This is a genomic window from Amycolatopsis sp. NPDC088138, from assembly GCF_044741685.1.
Classification (GTDB): Bacteria; Actinomycetota; Actinomycetes; order Mycobacteriales; family Pseudonocardiaceae; genus Amycolatopsis.
Map to the genome: position 1 here is coordinate 1,119,392 of NZ_JBIUTB010000004.1, position 24,263 is coordinate 1,143,654.

The 24,263-nt window shown below is 73.0% G+C and carries 22 protein-coding genes; 8 read left to right on the forward strand and 14 right to left on the reverse strand.

Going from position 1 to position 24,263, the window contains the following annotated elements:
• Positions 1–126 precede the first annotated feature (126 nt).
• The 3 genes from ACIOD2_RS26010 to ACIOD2_RS26020 form a co-directional block, all read right to left on the reverse strand.
• Positions 127–1,302 carry an 8-amino-7-oxononanoate synthase gene (locus ACIOD2_RS26010; RefSeq protein WP_392775910.1) on the reverse strand — a complete coding sequence of 392 codons (1,176 nt, stop codon included), beginning with the start codon at positions 1,300–1,302 and terminating at the stop codon, positions 127–129.
• 102 nt (positions 1,303–1,404) lie between these two features.
• Positions 1,405–3,015: a DEAD/DEAH box helicase gene (locus ACIOD2_RS26015; protein ID WP_400542959.1), complete on the reverse strand. Its 1,611-nt coding sequence runs from the start codon at positions 3,013–3,015 to the stop codon at positions 1,405–1,407.
• Between the two features lie 327 nt (positions 3,016–3,342).
• A complete protein-coding gene (locus ACIOD2_RS26020) occupies positions 3,343–4,350 on the reverse strand; it encodes a serine protein kinase RIO (RefSeq protein ID WP_400542962.1) in 1,008 nt (335 codons plus the stop codon).
• A gap of 284 nt (positions 4,351–4,634) precedes the next feature.
• Between ACIOD2_RS26020 and ACIOD2_RS26025 the strand changes: the two genes are divergently transcribed.
• Positions 4,635–6,164: a phytoene desaturase family protein gene (locus tag ACIOD2_RS26025; RefSeq protein WP_400542965.1), complete on the forward strand. Its 1,530-nt coding sequence runs from the start codon at positions 4,635–4,637 to the stop codon at positions 6,162–6,164.
• 12 nt (positions 6,165–6,176) lie between these two features.
• On the opposite strand, the gene ACIOD2_RS26030 is transcribed toward ACIOD2_RS26025, so the two are convergent.
• Positions 6,177–6,731 carry a suppressor of fused domain protein gene (locus ACIOD2_RS26030; RefSeq protein ID WP_400542968.1) on the reverse strand — a complete coding sequence of 185 codons (555 nt, stop codon included), beginning with the start codon at positions 6,729–6,731 and terminating at the stop codon, positions 6,177–6,179.
• Positions 6,732–6,814: 83 nt separating this feature from the next.
• On the opposite strand from ACIOD2_RS26030, the gene ACIOD2_RS26035 reads away from it, so the two are divergent.
• Complete coding sequence (locus ACIOD2_RS26035; RefSeq protein ID WP_400542971.1) at positions 6,815–7,909, forward strand: NAD(P)/FAD-dependent oxidoreductase; 1,095 nt, start codon at positions 6,815–6,817, stop codon at positions 7,907–7,909.
• Positions 7,910–8,303: 394 nt separating this feature from the next.
• Here the strand turns inward: ACIOD2_RS26035 and yaaA are convergent, their stop codons facing one another.
• A complete protein-coding gene (gene yaaA, locus ACIOD2_RS26040) occupies positions 8,304–9,050 on the reverse strand; it encodes a peroxide stress protein YaaA (RefSeq protein WP_400542974.1) in 747 nt (248 codons plus the stop codon).
• 55 nt (positions 9,051–9,105) lie between these two features.
• Here yaaA and ACIOD2_RS26045 point away from each other — a divergent pair, with 55 nt between their 5' ends.
• Positions 9,106–10,065, forward strand: coding sequence for a GNAT family N-acetyltransferase (locus tag ACIOD2_RS26045; protein ID WP_400542977.1), 960 nt, complete (start codon positions 9,106–9,108; stop codon positions 10,063–10,065).
• A gap of 13 nt (positions 10,066–10,078) precedes the next feature.
• Here ACIOD2_RS26045 and ACIOD2_RS26050 read toward each other — a convergent pair whose 3' ends face one another.
• The 3 genes from ACIOD2_RS26050 to ACIOD2_RS26060 all read right to left on the reverse strand — a co-directional run bounded on the left by ACIOD2_RS26050 (position 10,079) and on the right by ACIOD2_RS26060 (position 13,418).
• Positions 10,079–10,984: a 2-hydroxyacid dehydrogenase gene (locus ACIOD2_RS26050; RefSeq protein WP_400542980.1), complete on the reverse strand. Its 906-nt coding sequence runs from the start codon at positions 10,982–10,984 to the stop codon at positions 10,079–10,081.
• A gap of 16 nt (positions 10,985–11,000) precedes the next feature.
• A complete protein-coding gene (locus ACIOD2_RS26055; RefSeq protein ID WP_400542983.1) occupies positions 11,001–12,809 on the reverse strand; it encodes a S1 family peptidase in 1,809 nt (602 codons plus the stop codon).
• 252 nt (positions 12,810–13,061) lie between these two features.
• Positions 13,062–13,418 carry a VOC family protein gene (locus ACIOD2_RS26060; protein WP_400542986.1) on the reverse strand — a complete coding sequence of 119 codons (357 nt, stop codon included), beginning with the start codon at positions 13,416–13,418 and terminating at the stop codon, positions 13,062–13,064.
• Between the two features lie 124 nt (positions 13,419–13,542).
• Between ACIOD2_RS26060 and ACIOD2_RS26065 the strand changes: the two genes are divergently transcribed.
• From ACIOD2_RS26065 to ACIOD2_RS26075, 3 genes are read left to right on the forward strand one after another with little or no spacing between them, the layout of a single operon-like run.
• Positions 13,543–15,291 (forward strand): proline--tRNA ligase, encoded by a 1,749-nt coding sequence (locus ACIOD2_RS26065; RefSeq protein ID WP_400542989.1) that lies wholly within the window; start codon positions 13,543–13,545, stop codon positions 15,289–15,291.
• The gene (locus tag ACIOD2_RS26070; protein WP_400542992.1) at positions 15,291–16,226 is read left to right on the forward strand and encodes a hypothetical protein; all 936 of its coding nucleotides are present in this window, start codon (positions 15,291–15,293) and stop codon (positions 16,224–16,226) included. The genes ACIOD2_RS26065 and ACIOD2_RS26070 overlap by 1 nt, the downstream gene beginning before the upstream one ends.
• Positions 16,227–16,252: 26 nt before the next feature.
• Positions 16,253–16,915: a hypothetical protein gene (locus ACIOD2_RS26075; protein WP_400542995.1), complete on the forward strand. Its 663-nt coding sequence runs from the start codon at positions 16,253–16,255 to the stop codon at positions 16,913–16,915.
• On the opposite strand, the gene ACIOD2_RS26080 is transcribed toward ACIOD2_RS26075, so the two are convergent.
• Together ACIOD2_RS26080 and ACIOD2_RS26085 are read right to left on the reverse strand one after the other, a co-directional pair.
• The gene (locus ACIOD2_RS26080; RefSeq protein ID WP_400542998.1) at positions 16,893–19,019 is read right to left on the reverse strand and encodes a bifunctional lysylphosphatidylglycerol flippase/synthetase MprF; all 2,127 of its coding nucleotides are present in this window, start codon (positions 19,017–19,019) and stop codon (positions 16,893–16,895) included. The genes ACIOD2_RS26075 and ACIOD2_RS26080 overlap by 23 nt on opposite strands.
• 123 nt (positions 19,020–19,142) lie before the next feature.
• Entirely contained in the window at positions 19,143–19,838 is a 696-nt protein-coding gene (locus tag ACIOD2_RS26085; protein WP_400543001.1) for an HAD family hydrolase, read from the reverse strand.
• Positions 19,839–19,942: 104 nt separating this feature from the next.
• On the opposite strand from ACIOD2_RS26085, the gene ACIOD2_RS26090 reads away from it, so the two are divergent.
• A complete protein-coding gene (locus ACIOD2_RS26090) occupies positions 19,943–20,947 on the forward strand; it encodes an ABC transporter permease (protein WP_400543004.1) in 1,005 nt (334 codons plus the stop codon).
• On the opposite strand, the gene ACIOD2_RS26095 is transcribed toward ACIOD2_RS26090, so the two are convergent.
• The 3 genes from ACIOD2_RS26095 to ACIOD2_RS26105 are packed head-to-tail and all read right to left on the reverse strand — an operon-like array spanning position 20,885 to position 22,918.
• Positions 20,885–21,295 carry a secondary thiamine-phosphate synthase enzyme YjbQ gene (locus ACIOD2_RS26095; RefSeq protein ID WP_323335616.1) on the reverse strand — a complete coding sequence of 137 codons (411 nt, stop codon included), beginning with the start codon at positions 21,293–21,295 and terminating at the stop codon, positions 20,885–20,887. The two genes, ACIOD2_RS26090 and ACIOD2_RS26095, sit on opposite strands and share 63 nt — an antisense overlap.
• 10 nt (positions 21,296–21,305) lie before the next feature.
• Positions 21,306–22,526 (reverse strand): MFS transporter, encoded by a 1,221-nt coding sequence (locus ACIOD2_RS26100; protein ID WP_400543008.1) that lies wholly within the window; start codon positions 22,524–22,526, stop codon positions 21,306–21,308.
• Entirely contained in the window at positions 22,523–22,918 is a 396-nt protein-coding gene (locus tag ACIOD2_RS26105) for a cupin domain-containing protein (protein ID WP_400543011.1), read from the reverse strand. The genes ACIOD2_RS26100 and ACIOD2_RS26105 overlap by 4 nt, the downstream gene beginning before the upstream one ends.
• Positions 22,919–22,971: 53 nt before the next feature.
• Between ACIOD2_RS26105 and ACIOD2_RS26110 the strand changes: the two genes are divergently transcribed.
• A complete protein-coding gene (locus ACIOD2_RS26110) occupies positions 22,972–23,631 on the forward strand; it encodes a TetR/AcrR family transcriptional regulator (protein ID WP_400543014.1) in 660 nt (219 codons plus the stop codon).
• Here the strand turns inward: ACIOD2_RS26110 and ACIOD2_RS26115 are convergent.
• Complete coding sequence (locus ACIOD2_RS26115) at positions 23,616–24,260, reverse strand: LuxR C-terminal-related transcriptional regulator (RefSeq protein WP_400543017.1); 645 nt, start codon at positions 24,258–24,260, stop codon at positions 23,616–23,618. The two genes, ACIOD2_RS26110 and ACIOD2_RS26115, sit on opposite strands and share 16 nt — an antisense overlap.
• Between the last annotated feature and the right edge of the window lie 3 nt (positions 24,261–24,263).

Sequence of the window (24,263 nt, forward strand, 5' to 3'; positions counted from 1 at the left end):
TAGTGCCTCTTCAATCACGCGAGAAGCCCGCCGGATCACACGAGTCGTCCACCCAGGTACGCGAGTTGGCCCTCCGGGTACGCGTGTCGTCCGTCCAGGTACGCGAGCCGACCGTTCCGGTACGGCTCAGTCGGCCGCACCGCGCGGCGCGGTCGCCGTGATCACCTTCACCGCACGGTCCACATCGGACTCCGTGAGGTCGGCGCGGACCGTCAGCCGCAGCCGCGAAATGCCGTCCGGCACCGACGGCGGCCGGAAGCAGCCGACGCGGATGCCCTGCTCGGCGCAGGCCGCGGCCCACGCGACGGCCGTCTCCGCGGACGGCGCCTGCACCGAGATCACGGCCGCGTCCGGCAGGCTCGCCTTCAACCCCGCGGCCTTCAGCTGCATCGCCAGGTTCCCGGCGTTCTCCTGGACCTTCTCCGCCAGCCCCGGCTCTTCCTTCAGCGCGTGCAGCGCGGCGAGCGCGGCGGCGGCGCTGGCGGGTGCGAGCGCCGTGTCGAAGATGAAGCTGCGCGCGGTGTCGATGAGGTGCTTGATGACCCGGCGCGGGCCGAGCACCGCCCCGCCCTGCGCGCCGAGGGCCTTCGAGAGCGTCAAGGTCGTGACGACGTCGGGGGCGCCCGCGAGCCCGGCCGCGTGCACCGCGCCACGTCCGCCTTCACCCAGGACGCCGAAGCCGTGCGCGTCGTCGACCAGGAGTCCGGCGCCGTGTTCGCGGCAGATCCCGGCCAGCTCGCCGAGCGGGGCGAGGTCACCGTCCACCGAGAACACCGAGTCGGTCACCACCAGCGCCCGCGGCTTGCGCCGGGTCGCCAGGGCGTGCTTGATCGCCGACGGCGTCGCGTGCGCCACCGCGGCGATGTCGGCCCGCGACAGCCGGCAGCCTTCGATGAGCGACGCGTGGATGTACTTGTCGGTGACGATCGCGGCTTCGCTGCCGGACAACGCCGTCACCGCGCCGAGGTTGGCCGTGAAGCCCGACGAGAACACGAGCGCGGCCTGCACCCCGCAGAACCGGGCGAGCTCCATCTCGAGCTCGGTGTGCAGCTCGGTCGAGCCGGTCACCAGCCGCGAACCGGTCGAGCCGGCGCCCCACCGCAGCGCGGCGGCCGCGGCGGCCCCGGCGACCCGCTTGTCGTGGGCCAGCCCGAGGTAGTCGTTCCCGGCCAGATCCAGCTCGTCGGTCTTGGCGGGCCGTGGCCGCAGCTGCCGCACCAGACCCGCGCCCGCACGCTTCTCCGCCTCGACGTCGAGCCAGTCGAAAACCTCTTCGGGCGGAAGTGTCGGCGGCGTAGTCACGTCCCGCAGTCTCCCACCCGGACCTCGCCCGTCCGTGAAGCGGGCCTGGAAACGCCGGAAGCCCCGGACCGGCGAGTGCCGGTCCGGGGCTTCCGGGGGAAATCAGCTGTCGTAGCCGCGACGCGGGCCACGGCTCGGGCGGCCGTAACCGCCGCCGCCACCGCTGCCCGAGCGGGGCTGACGGCCGCGGCCGCCGAAGCCGCCGGGACGGCCTTCGCGCGAACCCTGGCCGTAACCGCCACGGTCGCCGCCGCGCTCACCGCGGTCGCCGCCGTAGCTGCCGCCGCTCGTGCCGCGGTCGCCGCCCTGGCTGCTGCTGCCACCGCGGTAACCACCACGGCTCGAGCCGCCGAAGCTGCCGCGGTCGCCGCGGTAGCCACCGCCGCCACGACGCGGGTTCTCGCGCCGACGCTCGATGACCGGCTCGCCACTGGGCTCGCGGGCACCGGTGATGCGGTTCAGGGCCTCGTCACCCGGGCGGACCATCGTGGACTCGGCGCGGACGCCGGCCCGGTCGGTCATCCGCTTGACCATGCGGCGCTGGTCGTTGGTGACCAGCGTGACGACGACGCCGGACGCCCCGGCGCGCGCCGTGCGGCCCGCGCGGTGCAGGTAGTCCTTGTGGTCGGCCGCCGGGTCGACGTGCAGCACCAGCGAGATGTCGTCGACGTGGATGCCGCGCGCGGCGACGTCCGTGGCGACCAGCACCGGGGCGTGGCCTTCCTTGAAGTCGGCGAGGACGCGGTTGCGCTGCCCCTGCGTCTTGCCACCGTGCAGGGCCTGCGCGTTCACGCCCTGCTCGCGCAGGCGCTCGGTGAGGCGGTCGACGTGGTGCTTGGTCCGGACGAACATGATCGTGCGGCCCTCGCGGGCGCCGATCTGCGTGATGACGTCCTGCTTGTCCTGGTGCGACACCTGGAGCACGTGGTGGTCCATGGTCGTCACGCTCGCGGTCGACGGCGCGACCGAGTGGGTGACCGGGTCGCTCAGGTACTGCCGCACGAGGCGGTTGACGTCACCGTCGAGCGTCGCCGAGAACAGCAGCCGCTGCCCACCCGGCGGGGTGAGGTCCATGATCTCGCGGACCTGCGGCATGAAGCCCATGTCGGCCATCTGGTCGGCCTCGTCGAGCGCGATGAAGTTGCAGTCGCCCAGGTGCGCGGTGCCTTGCCGGACGTGGTCCGACAGCCGGCCCGGGGTGGCGATCAGCAGGTCGACGCCACGGGAGAGCGCGTCGGCCTGGCGGGCGAAGGCCATGCCGCCGACGGCCGTGCGGCACCACAGGCCGAGCGACTTGGCCAGCGGGGTGAGCGAGTCGGCCACCTGCATGGCCAGCTCGCGGGTCGGCACCAGGATCAGCGCGCGGGGGCGCTTCGGGCGGGCCTTGCCGTCGGCGAGCCGGGCCAGCATGGCCAGGCCGAAGGCGAGGGTCTTGCCGGAACCGGTCTGGGCGCGGCCCAGGACGTCGCGGCCGGCCAGTGCGTCCGGGATGGTCGCGGACTGGATCGGGAACGGGCTGGTGATGCCGGCCTCGGCCAGCGCGCGGAGCAGCGGCTCCGGCAGGCCCAGCTCGGCGAAGGTCCTGGTCGCCACGGTCTCGACGGCGTCGTCGCGCAGCGAGTCCCCACCGGCGGGGCGCTGACGCGGCCGACGGTCGGGACGGCCCGCGTGCGCGGACGTCGAGGAGGGACCAGAGTTGAACGTGACTGTCACAAATGCCTCTCGGACGTGGTTCGTCACAAGGAGGCCCGGGCTCCCCGCGCGCAGGCAGGGCAAGATGGTGTGCGTGGGCGTTCACAGGGACGGACCCCGGCACACTGTGTCTTGTCGCTATCCGACACTGCGCGCCGCTTGTGGGAATGCGGATCACCGCGAGCCATTCGGTGGCTCTGGAGGCGACGGACACCAACTCATCCACGCCGCCGGTTGCGGTCTGTACATACTGTACCTGAAGGGGAGCTGGTCCTCCGCATCGAGGTAACCCGTTGTGGGCGGCGTCGCAGACGTGTTCCACACCACACCCGCGACGCCGCCGCGTGATCACCCGATCCCGGTCATCGCCACGAGTTCCGCCAGCAGCTCATCGGTCCTGGTGACGTGCTCGCCGAGGCCCCGGCCGTGGAACCAGCCGGCCAGGTTGCGCACGTCCCGCGCCAGGAATTCGACCCCGCCCGGGTTGGCGACGACGTCGACCACCTGAGGTAAGTCGATCACCACCAGCCGCCCCTCGTGCACGAGCACGTTGTACGCCGAGAGGTCGCCGTGGGCGAGCCCTTCGGACGCGAGCAGCTCCAGCGCCGCGGTGGCCTGGAACCACAGGTCCTTCAGCTTGCCGGGCTCCGGGCGCACCTGCGCCAGCCGCGGCGCCGCCGTCCCGTCGTCCTCGCCCAGGAACTCGAGCAGCAGCTCGGTCCCGTTGCGCTGCACGGGGTACGGCACGGGCGCGCCGAGCGTCCACAAGCGACTCAGCGCGGCGAACTCCGCGACCGCCCACTGCTCGGCGATCAGGTTGCGGCCGAACGCGGTGCGCTGCGCCATCGCCCGGGTCTCGCGGGAGCGGCGCATCCGCCGCCCCTCGAGGTAGCCCGCGTCGCGGTGGAACAGCTTGTGCTCGTCGCTGCGGTAGCGCTTCGCGGCGAGCAGCGCGCCGGGGGTGCCGGGCAGGCCGCGCCGCAGCAGGTGGACGTCGGCCTCCTTGCCGGTCTTGAGGACGCCGAGGTCGGTGTCGACCGCGGCGAGCTCGGTGACGACCCAGTCCGGCCGGGGGAGCGGGCCGTGTTCGGCGTCGTCCCAGGTGGACCAGCGGTCGGCCCCGTCGGGCAGCTGGTTTTCGGTGTAGGCGTCGTCCCGCAGTTTCGCGAGCCGGACGCGTTCGCCTTCGGTGAGCCGCCCGCTGCGGGTCGGCTCGGGTTCGTCGTCGAACCGCGCACGACGGGAGAACCGCGGGTGGTCCTCGTCGAGCCGCGCGCGGCGGCGTGGTGGGTGGTCTTCGCCGCCGGGCTGTCCGCGGCGGCGTTCGTCGAAGTCTTCGAAATCGTGCAGGCGCACTGGTGGGTTCTCCTGGGTCAGGGGTGCCCCACCGGGCGCGTGATCAGCCTCGGGGGGCGGGTGGGCTGGGGCGCAGTCGGGCCCGCACAGTCATCACCACAGGCACCTCCCCGCTCTCTCGCACACCGGCTCCCTGCCGGACGTCTTCACAGCTTGCCGCGCCGCCCCGGCGCCGCGCAACCGAATAGCGCGAACGGTCCGTTCGTGCCCTTTCCTTGAAATCCGGGTGCCGCCGTGGTCACGATGATCAGGCAGGCCGAACGCGGCCGAACGAGGAGGAGCGGATGGAGTCCTACGACGTCGTGGTCGTCGGAGGCGGGCACAACGGGCTGGTCGCGGCGGCCTACCTGGCGCGGGCGGGCCGGTCGGTCCTCGTGCTGGAGCGGCGCGGCGAGACCGGTGGTGCCGCGGTGTCGTTCCGCGCGTTCGAGGGCGTCGACGTCCGGTTGTCGCGCTACTCGTACCTGGTCAGCCTGCTGCCCAAGAAGATCATCGCGGACCTCGGCCTCGACGTGGCGCTGCGGCGGCGCCGGATGTCGTCCTACACCCCGGCGGGCGACTCTGGTCTCCTTGTCGACACGGGCGACGAAAGCCGGACCGCGGCGTCGTTCCGCGCCCTCACCGGGTCCACATCGGACTTCGCGGCGTGGCGCCGGTTCTACGAGCTGACCGGGCAGGTCGCCGAACGCGTCTTCGGCACGCTCACCGAGCCACTTCTGTCCGAAGTGGACTTCCGGGGCCGGGTGGCCGACGCCGGCGCGTGGTCGATGCTGTTCGAGCGGCCGATCGGCGAGACGCTCACGTCGTGGTTCGGCGACGACACGGTCCGCGGCGTGGTGCTGACCGACGCCCTGATCGGCACGTTCGCCGCGGCGGATGCCGGCGACCTCCGGCAGAACCGCTGCCTGCTCTACCACGTGATCGGCAACGGCACGGGCGACTGGGACGTGCCGGTCGGCGGTATGGGCGCGGTCACCGGCTCGTTGGCCGCGGTGGCTTCCGCGGCGGGCGCGAAGCTCGTCACCGGCGCCGAGGTGCTGGCGATCGACCCCGGCGGCGAGGTGCGCTACCGGCGCGGCGACACCGAGCACGTCGTGCGCGGCGGCCACGTCCTGGCGAACGTCGCGCCGCCCACGCTGGCGCGGCTGCTGGGCGAGGAACCCGCGGAGCGGCCGGAAGGCGCGCAGCTCAAGGTGAACATGGTGCTGTCGCGGTTGCCGAAGCTGCGTGACCCCGGCGTCGACCCGGCCGAGGCGTTCGGCGGCACGTTCCACGTCAACGAGACCTACACCCAACTGGAAGCGGCCTATCGCGAGGCGGCGGCGGGGAAGATCCCCGCGCTGCCGCCGTGCGAGATCTACTGCCACTCGCTGACCGACCCGTCGATCCTCGGCCCGGCCGAGCGGGCGGCCGGCGCGCAGACGCTGACGTTGTTCGGCCTGCACATGCCCGCGCGGCTCTTCGAGGGACGCAACGACGAAGCACGCGAAGAGGCGTTGCGCGCGACGCTGGCTTCGCTGAACAGCGTGCTGGCCGAGCCGATCGAGGACTGCCTGCTGACGGATCCCGGCGGAAAACCCTGCGTCGAAGCGAAGACCCCGCTGGACCTGGAAGCCGAGCTCGGGCTGCCGGCCGGGCACATCTTCCACCGGGACCTGGCGTGGCCGTTCGCGGACGATCCGGCGTCGGCCGGGCGCTGGGGCGTCGAGACGGCGCACGAGCGCGTGCTGCTGTGCGGCGCGGGAGCGGTGCGGGGAGGTGGTGTCAGCGGCATTCCGGGCCACAACGCGGCGATGGCCGTGCTGGGTTCCTGACCCCCACCCTCGCTAGATGACCGGCGGCCGGCGGACGTCGTAGAGGTCCCAGTCCAGCTGCCAGAACGCGTCGATGCCGTTCTCGCGGATGTAGGTCCGCTCGGTGTCGTGCACGGGGTAGCAGCCGGCGATGCTGATCGGCGCGCCACCGATGTCGATCAGCGTGTACTGATGCGCGTCGAGTCCGGCGGGCGCGGACACGGCGAAGGCGGTCATGGCGGACTCCGGGGCGATCGGCTCGCCGAAGTCGATCGTGTCGCCGTAGACGAACGGGCAGGTGCCGCGCAGCTGCTCGGCGAGGTAGGCGATGGACAGGGCCCAGACCGGGTCGTCCGAGCGGACGCTGATCCACAGCTCCGGCTTCACCCCGTGCCAGTCGGCGTGGTCGGCGAGCGAGAGGCCGTAGGTCGCGCCGGTCAGGTAACGCGGCTCGGGTTCGTCGGCGTAGACGAGCGAGATGACGTCGTCCAGGCCGGTGTGGCTGGACGGGATCGGCTGCAGCCGGGGCTCGGTGCTCCCGGTCAGGGTGTCGAGATGGGCGACATACCGCTCGGCACGGCTCGGCATGGCGTGCAGCCTACGGCCGACCGGGCGCCGGTGTGGCGAATCCGGGTCGCCCGGGCGCGGCACGTTCGGGCAGGGTGGGAAGCATGCGAGTGCTCGTGATCGGAAGCGGGATCGGCGGCGCGGCCACGGCCTACCACCTGGCGGGCCGGGGTGCGGAAGTGATCGTGGCGGACGCGGCGCGTCCCGGGACGGCCACCGAGGCCGGCGCCGGGATCGTCAGCCCGTGGACGTCGCGCTGGGAGGACGCCCTCTATCCGCTGGCGGCGGCCGCGGCCCGCTACTACCGGGAGTTCCGGGCGGAGCTGGCCGAGCTGGGCGAGGAGTCGTCGTTCGAGATCGTCGGCGGGATGATCGTCTCGGCCGAGGAGTCCGAGCTGGCGGCGGCGCAGGAGCGGCTGACCGCGCGGGCGGCGGGCGCGCCGGAGGTCGGCGAGGTCCGCCGGCTCGACCCGGCGCAGGCCAGGGAGCTGTTCCCGGCGCTGGCACCCGGGCTGAGCGCGGTCCACCTGTCCGGTGCCGGGCGCGTCGACGGGCACCAGCTGCGCCGTGCCCTGCTGTCGGCGGCCGGGCGCCGGGGCGCGAGGTTCGTCGAAGGCGAGGTCGCCTTCCGCGCCGACGGCACGGTGGCGGGTGCGCAAGGGCCGCTCGAAGCGGACAGCGTGGTGGTCGCGGCCGGCGCGTGGAGCCGCGAACTGCTGGCCCCGCTCGGCGTCGACCTGCCGGTGACGCCCCACCGCGGCCAGATCAGCCACTTCGACCTGCCGGGCACGGACACCGCGGCCTGGCCGGTGGTCCTGCCGGGCACCAGCCACTACCTGCTCGCCTTCGGCGGCGGCCGGGTGGTCGCGGGCGCGACCCGTGAGGCGGAGGCCGGCTTCGACTACCGGGTGACGGCCGCCGGTCAGCGCGAAGTGCTGGACAACGCCCTGACGATCGCCCCGGGCCTGGCCGACGCCACCCTCGCCGAGACCAGGGTCGGCTTCCGCCCGGGCACCCCCGACGGCCTCCCGATCCTGGGCCGCATCCGCCCGGGCCTGACGGTCTCGACGGGCTTCGGCGCCGGAGGCCTGACGAACGCCCCCTTCGCCGGAAAGCTGGTGGCGGCGGTCGCGCTGGACGAGGACCCGGGCTTCGACCTGACCCCGTTCTCCCCGGACCGCTTCCAGCCGGGGCACTGAGCCGGCCCGGCTTCTCGCACCCGACGACCGCGGCGCCGGCCGGCTTCTCGCACCCGACGACAGCGTCTCCGGGCAGGCGCTTCGAGCCGGGCCGGCTTCTCGCGGCAAAACAGCCGCGCCCCGGGCCAGGCCGATCCTGGCACGCTCGAAAGCCGGCCGCGCTCGGCAGCGACCAGCGAGCGGCCTTCGCCGGACGGGTCGCGGGCACCACCGGCGGAGCCGGGGCACGGGGCGAGTGGTGGCCGGCCGGCCGCACGGGCCGGCTCCCGGCCGGGTCGGCGCGCCGCGAAATCGTGGAGCCCGGCACGGATCGGCGGTGCCTGGTGCCTGGTCGCGATCTGCCGCCGCGTGGCCGGCCGCAGAGCCGGGTCGTGGGCTGCCGCGGGGCTTGTCGTCAGCCTTCGGTGATCAGGTCCAGGGCGTGGTCGCCGGTGCGTTCCACCGTCAGGCCCGCCTTCCTGATCACCTTGGCCAGCTGGTCCACAGTGGACGGTTCGGCGCGGGTGACGGCCAGCACGTGGGCCAGGCGGCCCTTGTACGCCTTGTTGAAGTGGCTCACCGTCACGCGCTCGCCCCGGGCGTTCTCGGTGACCACGCGGACCGTCACCGCGTCCGGGCGGAGTCCGGCGAAGGCCGAGTACGTGCCCGAACGGAGGTCGACCACCAGGCCTTCGATGTTCTGCAGCACCGGCTCGAGCGCCGGCTTCCACATACCGCGGACGGTGCCGAGCGCGGGCAGGGAGTTGCCGCCCGAAAGGCGGTACGCCGGGATCGGGTCGGTCGCCGAGACCACGCCGAACAGCGAGGACGTCACCGCCAGCCGGCGGTGGGCCTTCTCCAGGCCCGCCTTCGTGAAGCTCTTCACGTCGAGCGCGTCGTACAGGACGCCCGTGTAGCGGCGCAGGGCCGGCATCGTCGGGGACGTCCACAGCTGCGCGTTGCGCGTGACCTCCCCGGCCTGGCGCTCGGTGATGCCCAGGACCGCGATGCTGGCCTGGACGTCGCCCGCCAGCTCGACGAGCGCGTCGGCGATCTTCGCGCGCGTCGGGTTCAGCTCGGGGAACGACAGGGCGGCGTGGTCCAGCGGGGCGCCGCGGCCGCCGTCGGCCTTGGTCTCGGAAGGGGGGAGGAGCACCAGCACGCACTGAGCGTAAATCGGGATGCGTGGCCCGTGGCGCGCGGCCTAGCCTCGGCGCATGGACCTGACCTGGCGTCCCCTCACACTCGACGACGACGCGGCCCTCGCCCGGCTCTACGCGGCCGCCGAGGAAGTCGACCGGACGGGTGAGCACTTCAGCACCGAGGACCTGCGCGAGGAGCTCGAAGGTCCCAACATCGACCTGGCCGGGGCCACCACCGGCGCCTGGGACGGCGACCGGCTCGTCGGCTACGGCCTCGCCCGCCGCCGCGACGCCGCGAACCCGGTGCACATGATCCGGCTCCAGTCGGTCGTGCACCCGGACCACCGCGACGACGCCGTCGGCGCGCACCTCGCCGACTGGTTCACCCGGACGAGTCGCGAAGTCCACGCACGCGCCTTCCCGGACGCGCCGCTCGAACTGCACCACGGCGCCCACCAGAACGAACGCTGGATCGCCGGCGTGCTCGCCGCGGCCGGCTACGAGCACCGGCGGACGATGGTGACCATGCGCGTCGGCCTCGCCGACCTGCCGCCGCAGCCATCGCTGCCGGACGGTGTCGTGCCGGTCCCGTTCGACTTCGAACACGACCTCGCCGCGCTCGATGCCCGCAACGACACCTTCGGCGGCCACTGGGGCAGCACCGCCTACGAGCCCGGCGCCTGGCGCCACCTCGTCACCGGCTCCAAGGACTTCCGGCCGGACCTGTCGTTCCTCGTCCTCGACGACGACAAGGTCCTGGCGTTCGTGCTGAGCCACTTCTACGCGTCCGAAGCCGAGGTGACCGGCGTGCGCGAGCTCTACGCCACCTGGGTGGGCACGCGCGAGGCGCTGCGCGGCCGCGGTGTCGCGTCCGGGCTGCTCGGTCACACCTTGCTGGCGGCGAAGGCGGCCGGGTTCGACCGGTCGGCGCTGAACGTCGACGTCGACAACGCGCACCGCGCGCTGGGCGTTTACGAACGGTGCGGCTACCGGGTCGACGACGAGTGGTACGTGTACGTCAAGCCGCTGAACTGAATTCAGTCGCAGTTCAGGCTTCAGGCACCAGGTTGAGTAGCTCCTCGCCCTGCACGTACCTGCGCAGCTGCTCCCCGGCCAGCTTCTTGGCGCGGGGGTAGAACGACGCCGACCCGCCCGCGATGTGCGGGGTCAGGACCACGCCCGGCACCGTCCACAGTGGATGGCCGGCGGGCAGCGGCTCCGGGTCCACCACGTCCAGCGCGGCGCGGAGCCGGCCGGTGCGCGTCTCGGCCAGCAGGGCGTCCGTGTCGATCGCCGTGCCGCGGCCGACGTTGACCACCAGGGCGTCTTCGGGCAGGGCCGCCAGCTCGGCGGCACCCAGCAGGCCACGGGTCGCCGGGGTGTCCGGCAGCACCAGGACCACGATGTCGGCTTCGGGCAGCAGCGCCGCCAGCTCGTCGGCGCCGTGCACGTTCCCGGCCGGCCGAGGGTGGCTCGCCACCCTCGTCACCACCGCCTCGGCGGCGAGGAGCTGACGCTCGATCGCCCGGCCGATCGAGCCGTACCCGACCAGCAGCACCCGGCTGCCGGCCAGGGACCGGGTGTGTTCGCGCACCCACTCGCCACGCGCCTGCTGGGCGAACCAGCGCGGCAGGTCCCGCTGGGCCGCGTGGATCAGCGCCAGCGCGTGCTCGGCCACGCTCAGGTCGTGCAGCCCGCGCCCGTTCGCCAGCCGCACGCCTTCCGGCAGCAGCGGGACCAGGTTCTCCACCCCGGCCGAGAGCGACTGCACCACGCGCAGCGCGGGCAGCCGCCCGATCAGCTTCGGCGGCTCCGGGCCCCGGTCGTACGGCAGGACGTAGAACTCGACACCGTCGAGGTCCGGCGGGGGCGAGCCGAGGCCGTCGTAGTACGCGGCCTCGACCCCCTCCGGCACCTCGATGTCGGTCCACGGCAGCAGTACGCGAGCGTTCATGCCGCCTTTCTACCCGTTACCGCGTGTAGTACCCCTGCAGGTCGACCACCAGGTTCGTCGAACCGGCCGAGTTGCGGACGTCCAGGCGCGCGCCGGACCCGAGCCGGACCGTCGCCGCGTTGGACGTGTTGTCGCCCGGGGTGGCGTTCAGCGTCGACGGGATGTCGCTGTAGGGCAGGTCGTGCGACCAGGCCGACAGGAACGACCGCACGCTCGGCTGCACGTCGGTGAGGTTGACCGCCGCGGCGGTCGCCTCGGCGGGCAGGCCGGCGGCCTGGACCGTGACGATCCCGCCCGGGCCCAGCGGGGCCGGCGGGGTGAGCGCGCGGGTGTCGAGCAGCCGCGCCGGCGTGCTCAGGGCCGCGTACCGGCTGCCCGCGTCACCCGGCACGAACGAGCCGAGCACCGACAGCAGCGCGTGGCCCTGGCCGTGGTGGAGGAACAGCCGGATGGCGCCGTCGTCGCCGATCCGCACGAGCGACTGGGTCGCGCGGTCCTCGGCCTTCGCGATGTTCAGCGTGGACGGCCCGGGCGAGCCCTGGGCGTACACGCTGAAGAACGTGCTCGAGTCGGTCTCCGTGCCGGTCAGGTTGACCGCCACGGCGACGGCGTCGGCCGGCACGCCCGCCGTCCCGCGGACCGGCACGGTCACCACCTCACCGCCGGTGAGCTTGCCCGGGTGCCCGCCGAGCGAGCCCCGCGTGTCGAGCACCTGGACCGGCTTGTCCGCCGGCTGGTAGGTCGACTCGCCCGACGCGCTGTAGTAGCCGAGGTAGTCGACGATCACGTCGATCGAGCCGGCGTTGTTGCGGACCTTGATCCGCCCGTCCGCGCCGACCGGGACCACGGCCATGACCGCCGCGGTGGCGCCTGCGCCGAGGTTGAGGTTCGACGTCGACGGCAGGGTGTCGCCGTACGCGGTCAGGAACGTGCCCGCGGTGCCCTCGATCCCGACGATGCTGACGGCGACGGCACCCGCGGTCGCGGGCAGGCCCGGGATGGCGACGGACACGGACTCGCCCGAGGTCACCGGCTTCTGGTGGTCACCCTGCGCGGTGCGGGTGTCCAGGACCCGCTGCGCGACCGGCAGCGCCGTGTAGGCGTCCCCGCGCACGCGCGGGCCGATCCAGCTCGCGAGGTCGTCGACGCGGGTCTCGACGGCGCCCTGGCGGGTCTCGGTGGAGCCGAGGCAGCCGGCCTGCCACGAGGAGTCGTGCAGCCCGATCAGCTCGGCCGTGCCGTCGTGCTCGCGCAGCAGCGGGCCGCCGGCGTCGCCCTGGCAGGTGGTCGTGGCCGCGTCCGGGTCGCCGGCGATCGCCAGCGTGGTCGCGGTGGTGCTCCGCACCGCGACGGTGGCGGTGTGCGGGGCGTCGGGCACCCATTCGGTCGCGGTCCGGCCGTAGCCGACGACGCGCAGCCGCTCGTTCACCGCCGGTGCCGTGGTCCCGACGACGGCCGGGGTGACGTCGGCCACCGGTGCCGACAGCTTGGCCAGCACCACGTTCCGGTCGGCGCGGAACAGCAGGTCCACAATGGACCGTTCGGCGCCCGCGGTGCCGCGCTTGCCGACGACGGCCCTCGAAGCGAGCTTCGGCGAACCCGCCACCCCCGCGTTCTCGGGGAAGCAGTTCGCGGCCGTGAGCACCCACTGCGGTGCCACGAGCGCCCCGCTGCACCCGTGTGCGGTGCCGACCTCGATCCTCGTGGTGAACCCGTACGCGCCGTCGGCGGCGGGACCGCCGGTGACCGCGGCACCGGGCACGGCGGTGAGCACGCCCAGCGCCGCCGTGATGCCGAGCAGGGCACCCGCTCTCACCCGGCGCATCAGAGCGCCGCCTTCGGCCGGACGCCGACTGCAACACCAAAAAAGGGCATCAGGAATCTCCCCCTGAGAAAAGGCTGGCCACGAACGTGATCCGTCGCGGTCGTACGCGCCGAAGACCCCCCGCGGCCCCCCGCCGGGCCGATGCTAGCGGTCGGCACCGGCCGGTGACCAGTGCCGAAAATCGGCCCGGAGCAGCGAATTCACCGCTCCGAACCGAGCATCGGCGCGACGGAGCCGGGCGTTACGGAAGCCTCACCCGTCGTGCGAGCCGGACACGCAGAACTCGTTGCCCTCCGGATCCGCGAGCACCGTCCACGCGAAGCCCGGCACCTCGTGCTGCGCCTGCTCGGTCGCGCCCAGCGCCACCAGCCGTTTCACCTCCTGTTCCCGGTCTTCGGCACCGAGGTCGATGTGGACCCGGTTCTTGCCCGCGCGTGGTTCGGGCACCCGCTGCAGCCCCAGCGACAGCCCGCCCTCCGGCGGGGCGAGGAACAGGAACTCGCCCTCGAAGTCCTGGGCGACGGTCGTGCCGAGCGCCGCCGTCCAGAACTCCGCCAGCCCGCGCGGATCCGCGCAGTCGATCGTGATCATGGCCATGCGAAGGTTCATGACCCGGACGCTAGCGACCGGCACCGACAAAAACGGCCCGTCGAGTAACCCGTTGGAGTCATGACGGGGGGAGTGACTACCCTGAGCGGGACTTTCACACCCGCTTGGCGCAGGGAGCCCCGCAGTGATCACCAGGACTTCGTCGTTGTTCCTTCGCACGTTGCGCGAGGATCCGGCGGACGCCGAGGTACCGAGCCACCGGCTCCTGGTACGCGCCGGCTACGTCCGCCGGGTCGCCCCGGGCGGGTACTCGTGGCTGCCGCTGGGCCTGCGCGTGCTGCGCCGCATCGAGGCCGTCGTGCGGGACGAGATGAACGCCATCGGCGCGCAGGAGATCCAGTTCCCCGCGCTGCTGCCGAAGGAGCCCTACGAGGCGACCGGCCGCTGGACCGAGTACGGCGACAGCCTCTTCCGCCTGAAGGACCGCAAGGGCGCCGACTACCTGCTCGGCCCGACGCACGAAGAGCTGTTCACGCTGACGGTCAAGGGCGAGTACAGCTCCTACCGCGACTATCCGGTCACGCTGTACCAGATCCAGACGAAGTACCGCGACGAAGCGCGGCCCCGCGCCGGCATCCTGCGCGGCCGCGAGTTCGTCATGAAGGACTCGTACTCCTTCGACCTCGACGACGAGGGCCTCGAGCGCTCCTACCAGGCGCACCGCGCCGCCTACACCAAGCTGTTCGACCGCCTCGGCCTCGAGTACGTCGTGGTGAAGGCGACGTCGGGGGCGATGGGCGGCTCGGCGTCGGAGGAGTTCCTCGCGGTCGCCGAGACCGGCGAGGACACCTACGTCCGCAGCACCGAGTCGGGTTACGCGGCGAACGTCGAAGCCGTCGTGACGCCCGCGCCGGCCGCGCAGCCGGTCGAGGGCCGTCCCGAGGCGCAGGTGCACCACACGCCGGACACGCCCACCATCGAGACGCTGGTGAACTTCCTCAACGCGGCCGGGCTCGGCCGCGAGTTCACCGCCGCGGACACGCTGAAGAACGTCATGCTCAAGACGCGTCAGCCGGGTGCGAAGGAGTGGGACCTGGTCTGCGTCGCGCTCCCCGGTGACCGCGAAGTGGACATGAAGCGCCTCGAAGCGTCGCTCGAGCCGGCCGAGGTCGAGCTGCTCGACGAGGCCGACTTCAAGGCGAACCCGTTCCTGGTCAAGGGTTACATCGGCCCGAAGGCCCTGCAGGACAACGGTGTGCGCTACCTCGCCGACCCGCGGATCGCGCCCGGCACCGCCTGGGTCACCGGGGCCGACAAGCCCGACCACCACGTCGTCGACCTGCTCGCCGGCCGCGACTTCACCCCCGACGGCACCATCGAGGCCGCCGAGGTCCGCGAGGGTGACGCGTCGCCGGACGGCCACGGCACCCTGGTCGCCGCGCGCGGCATCGAGATCGGGCACATCTTCCAGCTCGGCCGCAAGTACGCCGACGCGTTCGAGCTGGACGCGCTCGGCCCCGACTCCAAGCCGATCCGGATCACGATGGGCTCCTACGGCGTGGGCGTCTCGCGGCTGGTCGGCGTGCTCGCCGAGCAGAACCACGACGAGCTCGGCATCATCTGGCCGCGCGAGGTCTCGCCGTTCGACGTGCACGTCGTCATCGCGGGCAAGGACGACGCGGTGCGTGCCGGCGCCGAGAAGATCGCCGCCGAGCTGGACACCGCCGGGCTCGAGATCATCCTCGACGACCGCAAGGCGACGCCGGGTGTCAAGTTCGCCGACGCCGAGCTGGTCGGCGTGCCGACCATCCTGGTGGTCGGGCGCGGCCTGGCCAACGGTGTCGTCGAGGTCAAGGACCGGCGCACCGGCGAGCGCGAGGAGATCGCGGTCGACGCCGTCGTCGAGCACCTGGTCAAGCTCGTCCGGTCCTGATGAGCCGGTTCCGCCGGCGTGACGACACGACGCCGGGGTACGAGGACAACGCGGCGCTTCGCGGGTTCGGTGGTTACGAGCCCGCGGACGCGCCGCGCTTCCCGTCCAGCGGAGGTGTTGACGCGCCGCGGGCCGAGCCGAAGCGGATCCGCCCGGCCCCGAAGCCGCCGAAGTGGCGACGCTCCTCGCGGGCACCGTGGGTCGGGCTCGTGCTCATCGCGCTGATCGCGGGCGTGCTGAACGCACTCGGCGTGGGCAAGTCGCACCGGCCGGCCTCGGCACCCGTGCCGCGGACGCCGGTGGTCGAGACGCCGGCGCCGCGGGTGGTCGTTCCCGCCGCGGTGAGCGGCTGGCAGTCCGTCGCGGCCAAGGACGGCTCGTACGCCTACGACGTCCCCCCGGCCTGGAAGCCCGAGCCGAGCACGCTCCACGGCTGGGAGAAGACCGCCGCGGTGCCCGGCATCAGGCTGATCACGAGCGCGTTCCTGGGTGAGGACTTCTGCGAGCACGCCAACCTCGGCGGCGCGGGGGTCACCACCGAGCCGGTGGCCGACAACGGCGAAGCCGCGCGCAAGGCCGTGACCGACCTCGGCGTCAGCGCGTTCAGCCCGGACAACGGGCCGCTGGCCGCGGTGACCCCGGACGCCGGTGCGGACGCGCAGATCACCAAGGCCGACGGCACGAAGGCCCCGGCTCGGATCGTGGTCGCCGAGGTGATCCCGACCGAAACCGGCCAGTGCGCGGCGAAGCACGCCCTGGTCGCCGCGATGGCGTTCGGTGCCGGCGGCGCGTCGGGTGTGGTCGTCGCCTACGCCGACAGCGACCGCGCGGGGCCTGCGATCCGCGAGGACCTGCTGGGGATCCTGAAGAGCTACCGGTTCGTCCCGGCGGCCGGCCGCAGCACGACGACCCCGCCGCCGACCACCTACCGCTGAGCGCCGGGGTCCGGCAGGGTGGGCCCATGGACAAGCGGCTCGCCCGGCTCCGCGCCGGCGCGTTCGGCGTCCTGGGCGCCGCCGGGTTCCTGCTTCTGTTCGGACCGCTTCTGGCCAAGGCCTGGGGCTGGACGACACGCGCACGCAGTCCGGAGTGGTGGGGCGCGGCCGGGCAGTGGGCGGGAGCCGTCGGGACCGTGGCGGCCGTGGCCGTCGCGCTGTGGATCGCCATCCGGGACGGCCGGGCGGCGCGGGCCGACCGGCGGCAGCGGGACCGGCGGGAGCGGCAGGAGCAGGCGTCGAAGGTCACCGCGTGGATCGAGCGGGACGGGCGCCGCACTCACATGGTCGTGTCCAACGCCAATGCCGAGGCGGTCAACCACGTCGTCGTTTCGTTCGACCTCGTGCGGAGCCTGCCGATGACCGGCTCCACCCTGCACCGCGGGCCGGAGATCGAAGACGACGAGTACCTCTTCGCCGTGCTCCCGCCGGGGAAGTGGCGCATGGCGGTGCCCGAAGCGCGCCTCGACACGGAGCTGACGCCGGGGGTGATGATCGCGTTCAGCGACTCCCGCAACGGGCACTGGCTCCGGCTGACCGACGGCGCCCTGATCGAGAAGGACCAGAACGTCGTCGGCCGCCGGAAGATCCGGTTCCCGCAGCGGATCAGCGTCCCCGAGAGCTACTGACCAGCTTCGCCAGTTCGCGCAGCCGGACGTCCGGCAGGTACGCGCGGCTCAGCGCCAGCCCGATCCGCGGCAGGTCGGCCTCGTCGCGGAACGCCAGGTAAAGCGGGACGTGCCGCGGCTGGAACTTCGCCTTGAACGCGTGCAGCGAACGGAACCCGTAGTACGGCTCCATCACGCGGCCCAGCGACTCCAGCGTCCGGTCGATCGTGCGCGTGGGCGCCCCGTTGGCACTGCGGGCCAGCGGCGCGCCCGAGAGCGAGACGAACCGCGCGCCCTCTTCGCGGAAGGCCAGGCAGGCCGACGCGATGAGGAACTCCATCACCGGGCGGAAACCGTGGGCGCTGCGGCGCATGACGTCCAGCGTCCAGCCGCCGACCTGGCCCGCGCCGGTGTAGACCGGCAGCCAGGACGTGACGCCGTGGACGACGCCGTCGGCGTCCACCGCGAGGCCGACGCGGGTCGCCGGGTCCATCGCCTCGTCGAGCCCGCCGAGGGTGAAGCCCATCTCCGGCATGCCCTTGCCCGACATCCACTCCTCCGACAACGCCCGGACCTGGGCGAGGATGGGTTCCGGCTGGTCGGCCAAGCGGACCAGCCGGAAGTCGATGTGTTGTTTGGCCGCCTTGTTCAGCGCCGACCGGACGTCCTGCCACGCCTTGCCGCGGAACTCGAGGTCCGCGAGGTCGAGCACGTTGTCCTCGGCCACCTGGACGTGCTGCCAGCCCAGCTCGCGGGTCGCCGCGACGGTGGCTTCCGTCGCCGAGAAGACGCACGGCACCAGGCCGGAGTTCTCGCACATGGCGGCGAACTCGGTGACCGTCGCCGCCGCGGTGCCGTCCGGGGCGATCGGGTCGCCGAGGGCGACCGCGACCCCCGCGTGGCGGCGGTAGGCGAGGTAGGACCGGCCGTCTTCGCGGACGAAGTACGTGTTGCGCGGCCACGTCGTCATCCACGACAGCGTGCTGCCGCCGTGCCGCCCGAGCAGCGTGCGGGCCAGCGCCACGCCCGGACCCTGGGCGTGGCGACGCAGCCGGCGTCGCGACGGCACCCGGAAGGCGTGGCGCCCGGCGATCAGCACGATCAGCTCGACCGTCCACAAGAGATTGTCCACGAAGAACAGCGGCAGGCCGGCGGTGTCGTAGTCGCCGCCGAAGACGTCGGCCAGCCCGATCACGGTGGCGGCCGCGAGCCCTTGCAGCGTAACGAACACCGAGAGCGCGACGGCCCAGCGCCACGCGACACGGCCGCCCTTGCGCAGCCCGTTGAGCATCGGCACCACCAGCAGGACGAGGATCGCCAGCTCCGGCGCCGTCAGCGAAACGCCGTCCGCGGACCCGAACGGGCCGTCGCCGGGCACCAGGAACATCACGACCTCGGCGACGGTGAGCAGCAGCAGGCCGGCGACGATCAGCAGCCGCCATTCCCGCACGTTCGGCCCCGTGGTGTCGGTCTTGCCGCGTGGGCCGACCAGCCGCTTCCCGAGCGGGATGGCCAGCGCCAGCGCGAAGAAGTGCACGAGGTCGGCGAGCGTGCCGACGTAGATGATCGCGACGCCGGCGTACACGCAGAGCCCGGCCCGCAGGCGCAGGCGCCACGGCGGCCGCAGGGTCGCGCTGGCGACCGCGACGGCGGCGAGCGCGCCACCGGAGAACCCGACGTCGAGGCTGCCCGCCATCCGCTCGGCCCACAACCAGCCGGAGTTGCGGCTCAGCGCGAGGAACTGGGTCGCGACGAGCACGGAGACGAACTGGCCGCCGATCGTCACGGCCATCGCGCGCCGCGTCCCCAGCTGCCACTCGGCGAAGCCCGCGAAGAGCGCGAAGCTGCCGACCATCGGGAGGTAGTACCAGGGGATGACGGCGAAGAAGGGCCCGGTGAGCATCGTCCACCACCGGCCCGCCTCCAGCGACGGCAGTCCGTAGGCGATGAACGGGAAGGCCGCGCGGTCTTCGGCGGCGTTCCAGAGCGCCCCGGTCGCGACGGCCAGCAGGAGCATGGCGAGCACAACACTGCTGGTGAACGGCAGTCGCTGCCGCAGAACCGCGACCGTGCCGCGGATGCGTCCCCCTCCGGCGGGCAGGCCCGCCGACGCTGTTTCTGTCATGACTGGAAGTCTGGCGAGTGCGGGCGTTCCGGACATCCGACGGCAGAGCGAGATTTCCCTTAGGGGAGTCCTCCTTCGGAGTGAGGGTCATCCCGGTCGGAAGGACGATGACTCTCGGGGTTGTCAGCCGAGGACGGCGCTCCGGACGGCGTCGGTGTCGGCCAGATCCGGCAGCACCGTGTGCGCGCCCGCGGCCTGGAGTTCGGCCGCGGGGTAGTGCCCGGTCGCGACGGCGACCGCGATCGCGCCGTGGGCCAGCGCGGCTTCGACGTCGCTCGGGGTGTCGCCGATGACGACCACGGCGTCGGCGGCGAACGGCATCCCGTGCTTGGCCGCCGCCTGCGCCACGGCGTGCGGGACCAGGTCCGGGCGGTGCGCCGAGAGCGTGCCGTAACCGCCGATCGCCAGGTCGAGGTGCTCGTCCAGGCCGAACGCGGCGAGCTTGTGCCGCGAGATCTCCGGCAGGTTGCCGGTGACCAGCGACTGGACGACGTGGTCGTGCCCGGCGAACGCGGTGAGCGCCGCGGCGGCGCCCGGCAGCGCCCGGGCGTCGGCCGGCAGGTGCCCGACGGCCCGCTCGGACTCCGCGATCAACGCCTTCCAGAGCGCTTGGAGCAGTTCTTCGGTCGGCTCGATGCCGTGCGCGGTGAGCAGGTCTGTGCTGATCGCGCGCTCGGTGCGGCCGCCGAAGTCGGGGTAGGTGGTCAGTTCGGTGCCGGTCGCCGCGGCCAGGGCCGCGGTGTACCAAGCGGCGCCGAGGCCGGTGAAGTCCACCAGCGTGTGGTCGATGTCCCAGAGCACCAGCCGCGTCTTCGTCACGGGGTCGAGGTTACCGGCGTCACTATTCAACACGTGTTGACTTCTTGGGCGACGGCTCCTACCTTGGAGGAAATTCAACGCATGACGAATAACTGGAGGCTGTCATGATCGGTCCTGTCCGGCGCCCCGCCGGGGCGCTCGCCCTGGTCGCCGCCGTGGCCGGCGCGCTGGTGGCGGTGGTGCTCGGGTTCCTCACCTTCGGCGCGCAGGCCACCGTCGCGCCGGATCACGTCCCGGTGGCGGTCGTCGCGCCGCCGGGGGTCGCGCAGCAGCTCGCCGCGCACGGCGGCGGCCAGCTCGACTGGACCGTCGCGACCTCGTCCGAGGCGCGAAGCCTGCTGGAGGACAAGAAGGTCTACGGAGTGCTCGAACTCGGGCCCGGGCCGTCCGCGACGGTCGTCACCTCGGGTGCGGTCAACCCGGCGGGCACGCAGGTCGCGCAGCAGGCGCTGACCGGCGCCGCGAGCGCGCTGGCGGGCGCGCCGAAGCAGGAGGTGCTGCACCCGGTGAGCCTCGCCGGGCGGACCGCGCCGCTGGCCGCGAGCGCCCTGGCCTGGATCGGCGCGCTTGTCGCCGGCCTCGCGCTGACGCAGCTGGCGAAGCGCACCGGACGCACTCTCGGCGCGGGCGCCCGGCTCCTGCAGGTCGCCGGCGCCGGCGTGCTGGTCACGGCCGTGGTCGCCGGGTTCTTCGCCCTGTGGGACGCCGCGTTGCCGCTGACCGCGGGCGTTCTCGGGTTCGTGTTCCTCGCCGCGACGGCCTTCGCGGCCGTGCAGGCCGGCCTGCTGCGCCTGCTCGGCTTGCGCGCGATGGCCGTGCTCGGCCCGCTCTACCTGGTCGCGCCCGCCGTCGCCGGGCAGGTGCCGGAGCTGCTGAACCCGGCCTACCGCACGCTGCTGTGGTCGTGGACGCCGTTCCGCTTCTCGGCCGAGGGCCTGCGCAGCCTGCTGCAGGGTGTGCCGGGCGCGCCCGACGTCACGACCGGCCTCTGGGTGCTCGGCGCCCTGCTGGCCGCCGGGCTCCTGGTCGCGCTGTGGCCCGGCCGGTCAGCCCGCGAGGAAGCTGAACCGCACCTTCCGGACCGGGTTGTCGAGGTTGGTGTCCACTAGGCAGACCGACTGCCAGGTGCCCAGCGCGAGCACGCCGCCGAGCACCGGAACCGTCGCGTAGGGCGGCACCAGCGCGGGAAGCACGTGGTCACGGCCGTGACCCGGGCTCCCGTGCCGGTGCCGCCACCGGCCGTCACGGGGGAGGATCTCGTCGAGCGCGGTCAGCAGGTCTTCGTCGCTGCCCGCGCCCGTCTCGAGGATCGCCAGGCCCGCGGTGGCGTGCGGGACCCAGACGTGCAGCAGGCCGTCGTGCGCGTCCGCGTCGCGCAGGAAGGCCTCGGCCTCGTGCGTGAGGTCGTGGACGACGGCGTCCGAGCCGGTGCGGACCTCGATCTCGGTGGAGTACATGGACTCCAGCCTAGGGAGCGGCCACCAGTTCCGCGGGTTGCCGGGTCGAGGTGCCGAGGCGGGTGAAGGCGAACACCGCCAGGCCCGCCAGCAGCACCGCGCCGGCGGCGTACGGGACGGCGGGGGAGATCTCGTACAACCCCGTCCCCAGCAGCGGGCCGCCCATGAACGCCAGCGCGCTCGCGGAACCGACCAGCCCGGCGACGGCACCCTGCTCTTCCCGGGTCGCGAGCAACGTCGGCGCGGACATGAACCCCGGCGTCGCGAACCCCATCCCTGCCCCGAGCACGGCGACACCCACGCCGAGCAGGAGCCCGTTCGACGCGACGACCACGAGCAGCATGCCGCCGGTCATCACGACCGCACCCACCCGGATGAGCCGCACCGGTGTCCACTTCAGCCGCGGCACGGCCAGCACCTGGACGAGGATGATCATCCCGGCGCCGGCCAGCATGACCAGGCTCGTCACCCGGCTGGTGTCCTGCGCGGCGAGGCCCAGCCTGTCCTGCACCAGGAACCCGATGGTCATCAGGACGATCGCCAGCGCGAGGTACAACCCGAAGCCGATGACCAGGAACGGCCACATGCGCCGGTCGCGCGGGCTGACCTTGACCATCGGCGGGCGCACCTCCCGCGCGGGCGGCTTCGGCAGGCCGATCGCCACCAGGACGGCGATCACCGCCAGGATGACGGGCGCGACGTAGATCGGAACCATCTGCCCGGCGAGGCTCAGCACCCCGCCGAGGGCGGGCCCGACCGCCAGCGCGAGGCCTTGCGCCGCACCGAACATCGACATCCCCCGCACCCGCTCGGCCGGGCCCGACGTCATGTCGGCGATGTAGGACTGCGCCGTCACCGGTGTTGCCGCCCAGGCGAGCCCGAACACGATCCCGCGGGTGAGCAGGACCAGCGTGAACAGCAACGGCACAGCCAGGGTGCCGGCCAGTCCGACCCGGGCGACGAGCGCGAACGCCAAGAGCGCCACCATCGCGCCGGCCAGCGAGATCAGCAGGACCGGCCGATGCCCCCACGACGCGCCGCGCCGCCCCCAGAACGGGCTGGCCAGCACCACGCCGGCGCCGCCGACCGCCCACACCGCGCCCAGCGCGAGCTCGCTGAACCCGAATTCGCGGGCCAGCGGCGGGAGGATCGGGTTCAGCATCTGCTGCCCCGCCATCAGCCCGAAGACGGCCAGGCACACCACCAGAATGCCTCGCCGGTCCGCGCTCACGCCGCGTCCCTTTCGTGCTCGGTGCCGGAGCGCGGCGTGATGGACAGCAGGTCGGCGGGCTCCTCGACGGCCAGCCGGTGCCACCGGCCGGGCGGCACGACGAACGACTGCCCGGCCCTCAGCGTCGTCACGGGCTCCGGCCCTTCGTCCCTCAGGTAGACGCGCAGCGCGCCGGAGAACACGAACAGCACCTCGTGGCCGTTCGGGTGCCGCTCCCAGTAGTCGGCGTGCACGGCGGTGTCGCTCCCGGCGTGGAACGCGCCGATCGTCCACAGGCTCCCGGCGTCACCGGCCAGCGCCGCGCGACGGCCGCCGCCGGGGTCACTGGCCTCGGCGGAGCCGTCCGGTAGGAGGTGGATCATGGTCTTGAACAGGTCGTAGTTTTCGAACATGTTCCGAAAGTACCACGAGCGCCGGACGGGTGTCGACCGGCATGATGGACGGCATGCCACGACCCACCGGCCGCATCGGCCGGCCGCCGACGACCTCACGCCCGCAGATCCTCGAAGCGGCGCGGGTGATCCTCGACAGCGAGGGCTGGCACAAGCTGACGGTCCGGCGGCTGGCCACCGAGCTGGGCGTCGGCGCGACGACGCTCTACCACCACGTCCGCGACAAGGATGACCTGATGATCCAGCTGCTCGACTACTACGCCTCCCGGTTGAAGCGGCCGGAGCTGCCGGAGGACCCGCGCGAGCGGATCCTCGTCGCGGCGACCGTGATGCACGACTCGCTGGCCGCTTGGCCGGAGGCGGTGGAGGTCCTCACGGCCGACGACCTGCTCGGCGAGTCGGCGCTGTGGATGGTCGAGGCCATCGTCGGCGGGGCGATCGGCTGTGGCCGGACCCCGGACGAGGCCGTCGAGCTGTACCGGAACATCTGGTACTACACGGCGGGGGAGATCCTGGTCCGCGTGCGCGCCGCGCGGCGCGCCGGAGAGGACCGGCCGCGCTACCGCGACACCGTCTTCGGGAAGCTGGACGAAGCCCGGTTCCCCAGCCTCGCGGCGGTCGGGGAGCGCTGGCCGGAACTGGCCGAACGCGACACCTTCGCGCGCGGGCTACGGGCCTTCGTCGACGGGATGCTCGCTCAGGAGTCCAGGTAGCGCAACACGGCCAGCACCCGGCGGTTGTCCCCTTCGGACGGTGGCAGCCCCAGCTTGCCGAAGATCGACGTCACGTACTTCTCGACCGAACCGGCCGAGAGGAAGAGCTTCGCCGCGATGGCGGAGTTCGACCGGCCTTCGGCCATCAAGCCCAGCACCTCGCGCTCGCGCGGGGTGAGCCCGCTCAGCGCATCGGTCTGGCGGGTCGCCGAGAACAGCTGGCTGACGACTTCCGGGTCGAGGACCGTTTCGCCGTCCGCGACCCGGCGCAGCGCGTCCAGGAAGTCCGACACCTCGGCGACGCGGTCCTTCAGCAGGTAGCCGACACCACCCGCGCGGTCGGCCAGCAGCTGCGACGCGTACTTCGTCTCGACGTACTGGGAGAACAGCAGGATCGCGCAGCCGGGCAGCTCGGCCCGCAGCGCGATCGCCGCCCGCAGCCCTTCGTCGGTGTGCGACGGCGGCATCCGGATGTCCACAATGGACACGTCCGGATCGTGCCCGGTCACCGCGGCGCGCAGGGCGTCGGCGTCCTTCACCGCGGCGACGACCTCGTGGCCCCGGAAGGTCAGCAGCTCCACGAGGCCCTGGCGCAGGATGGTGGAGTCCTCCGCGATGACGATCCGCATGCC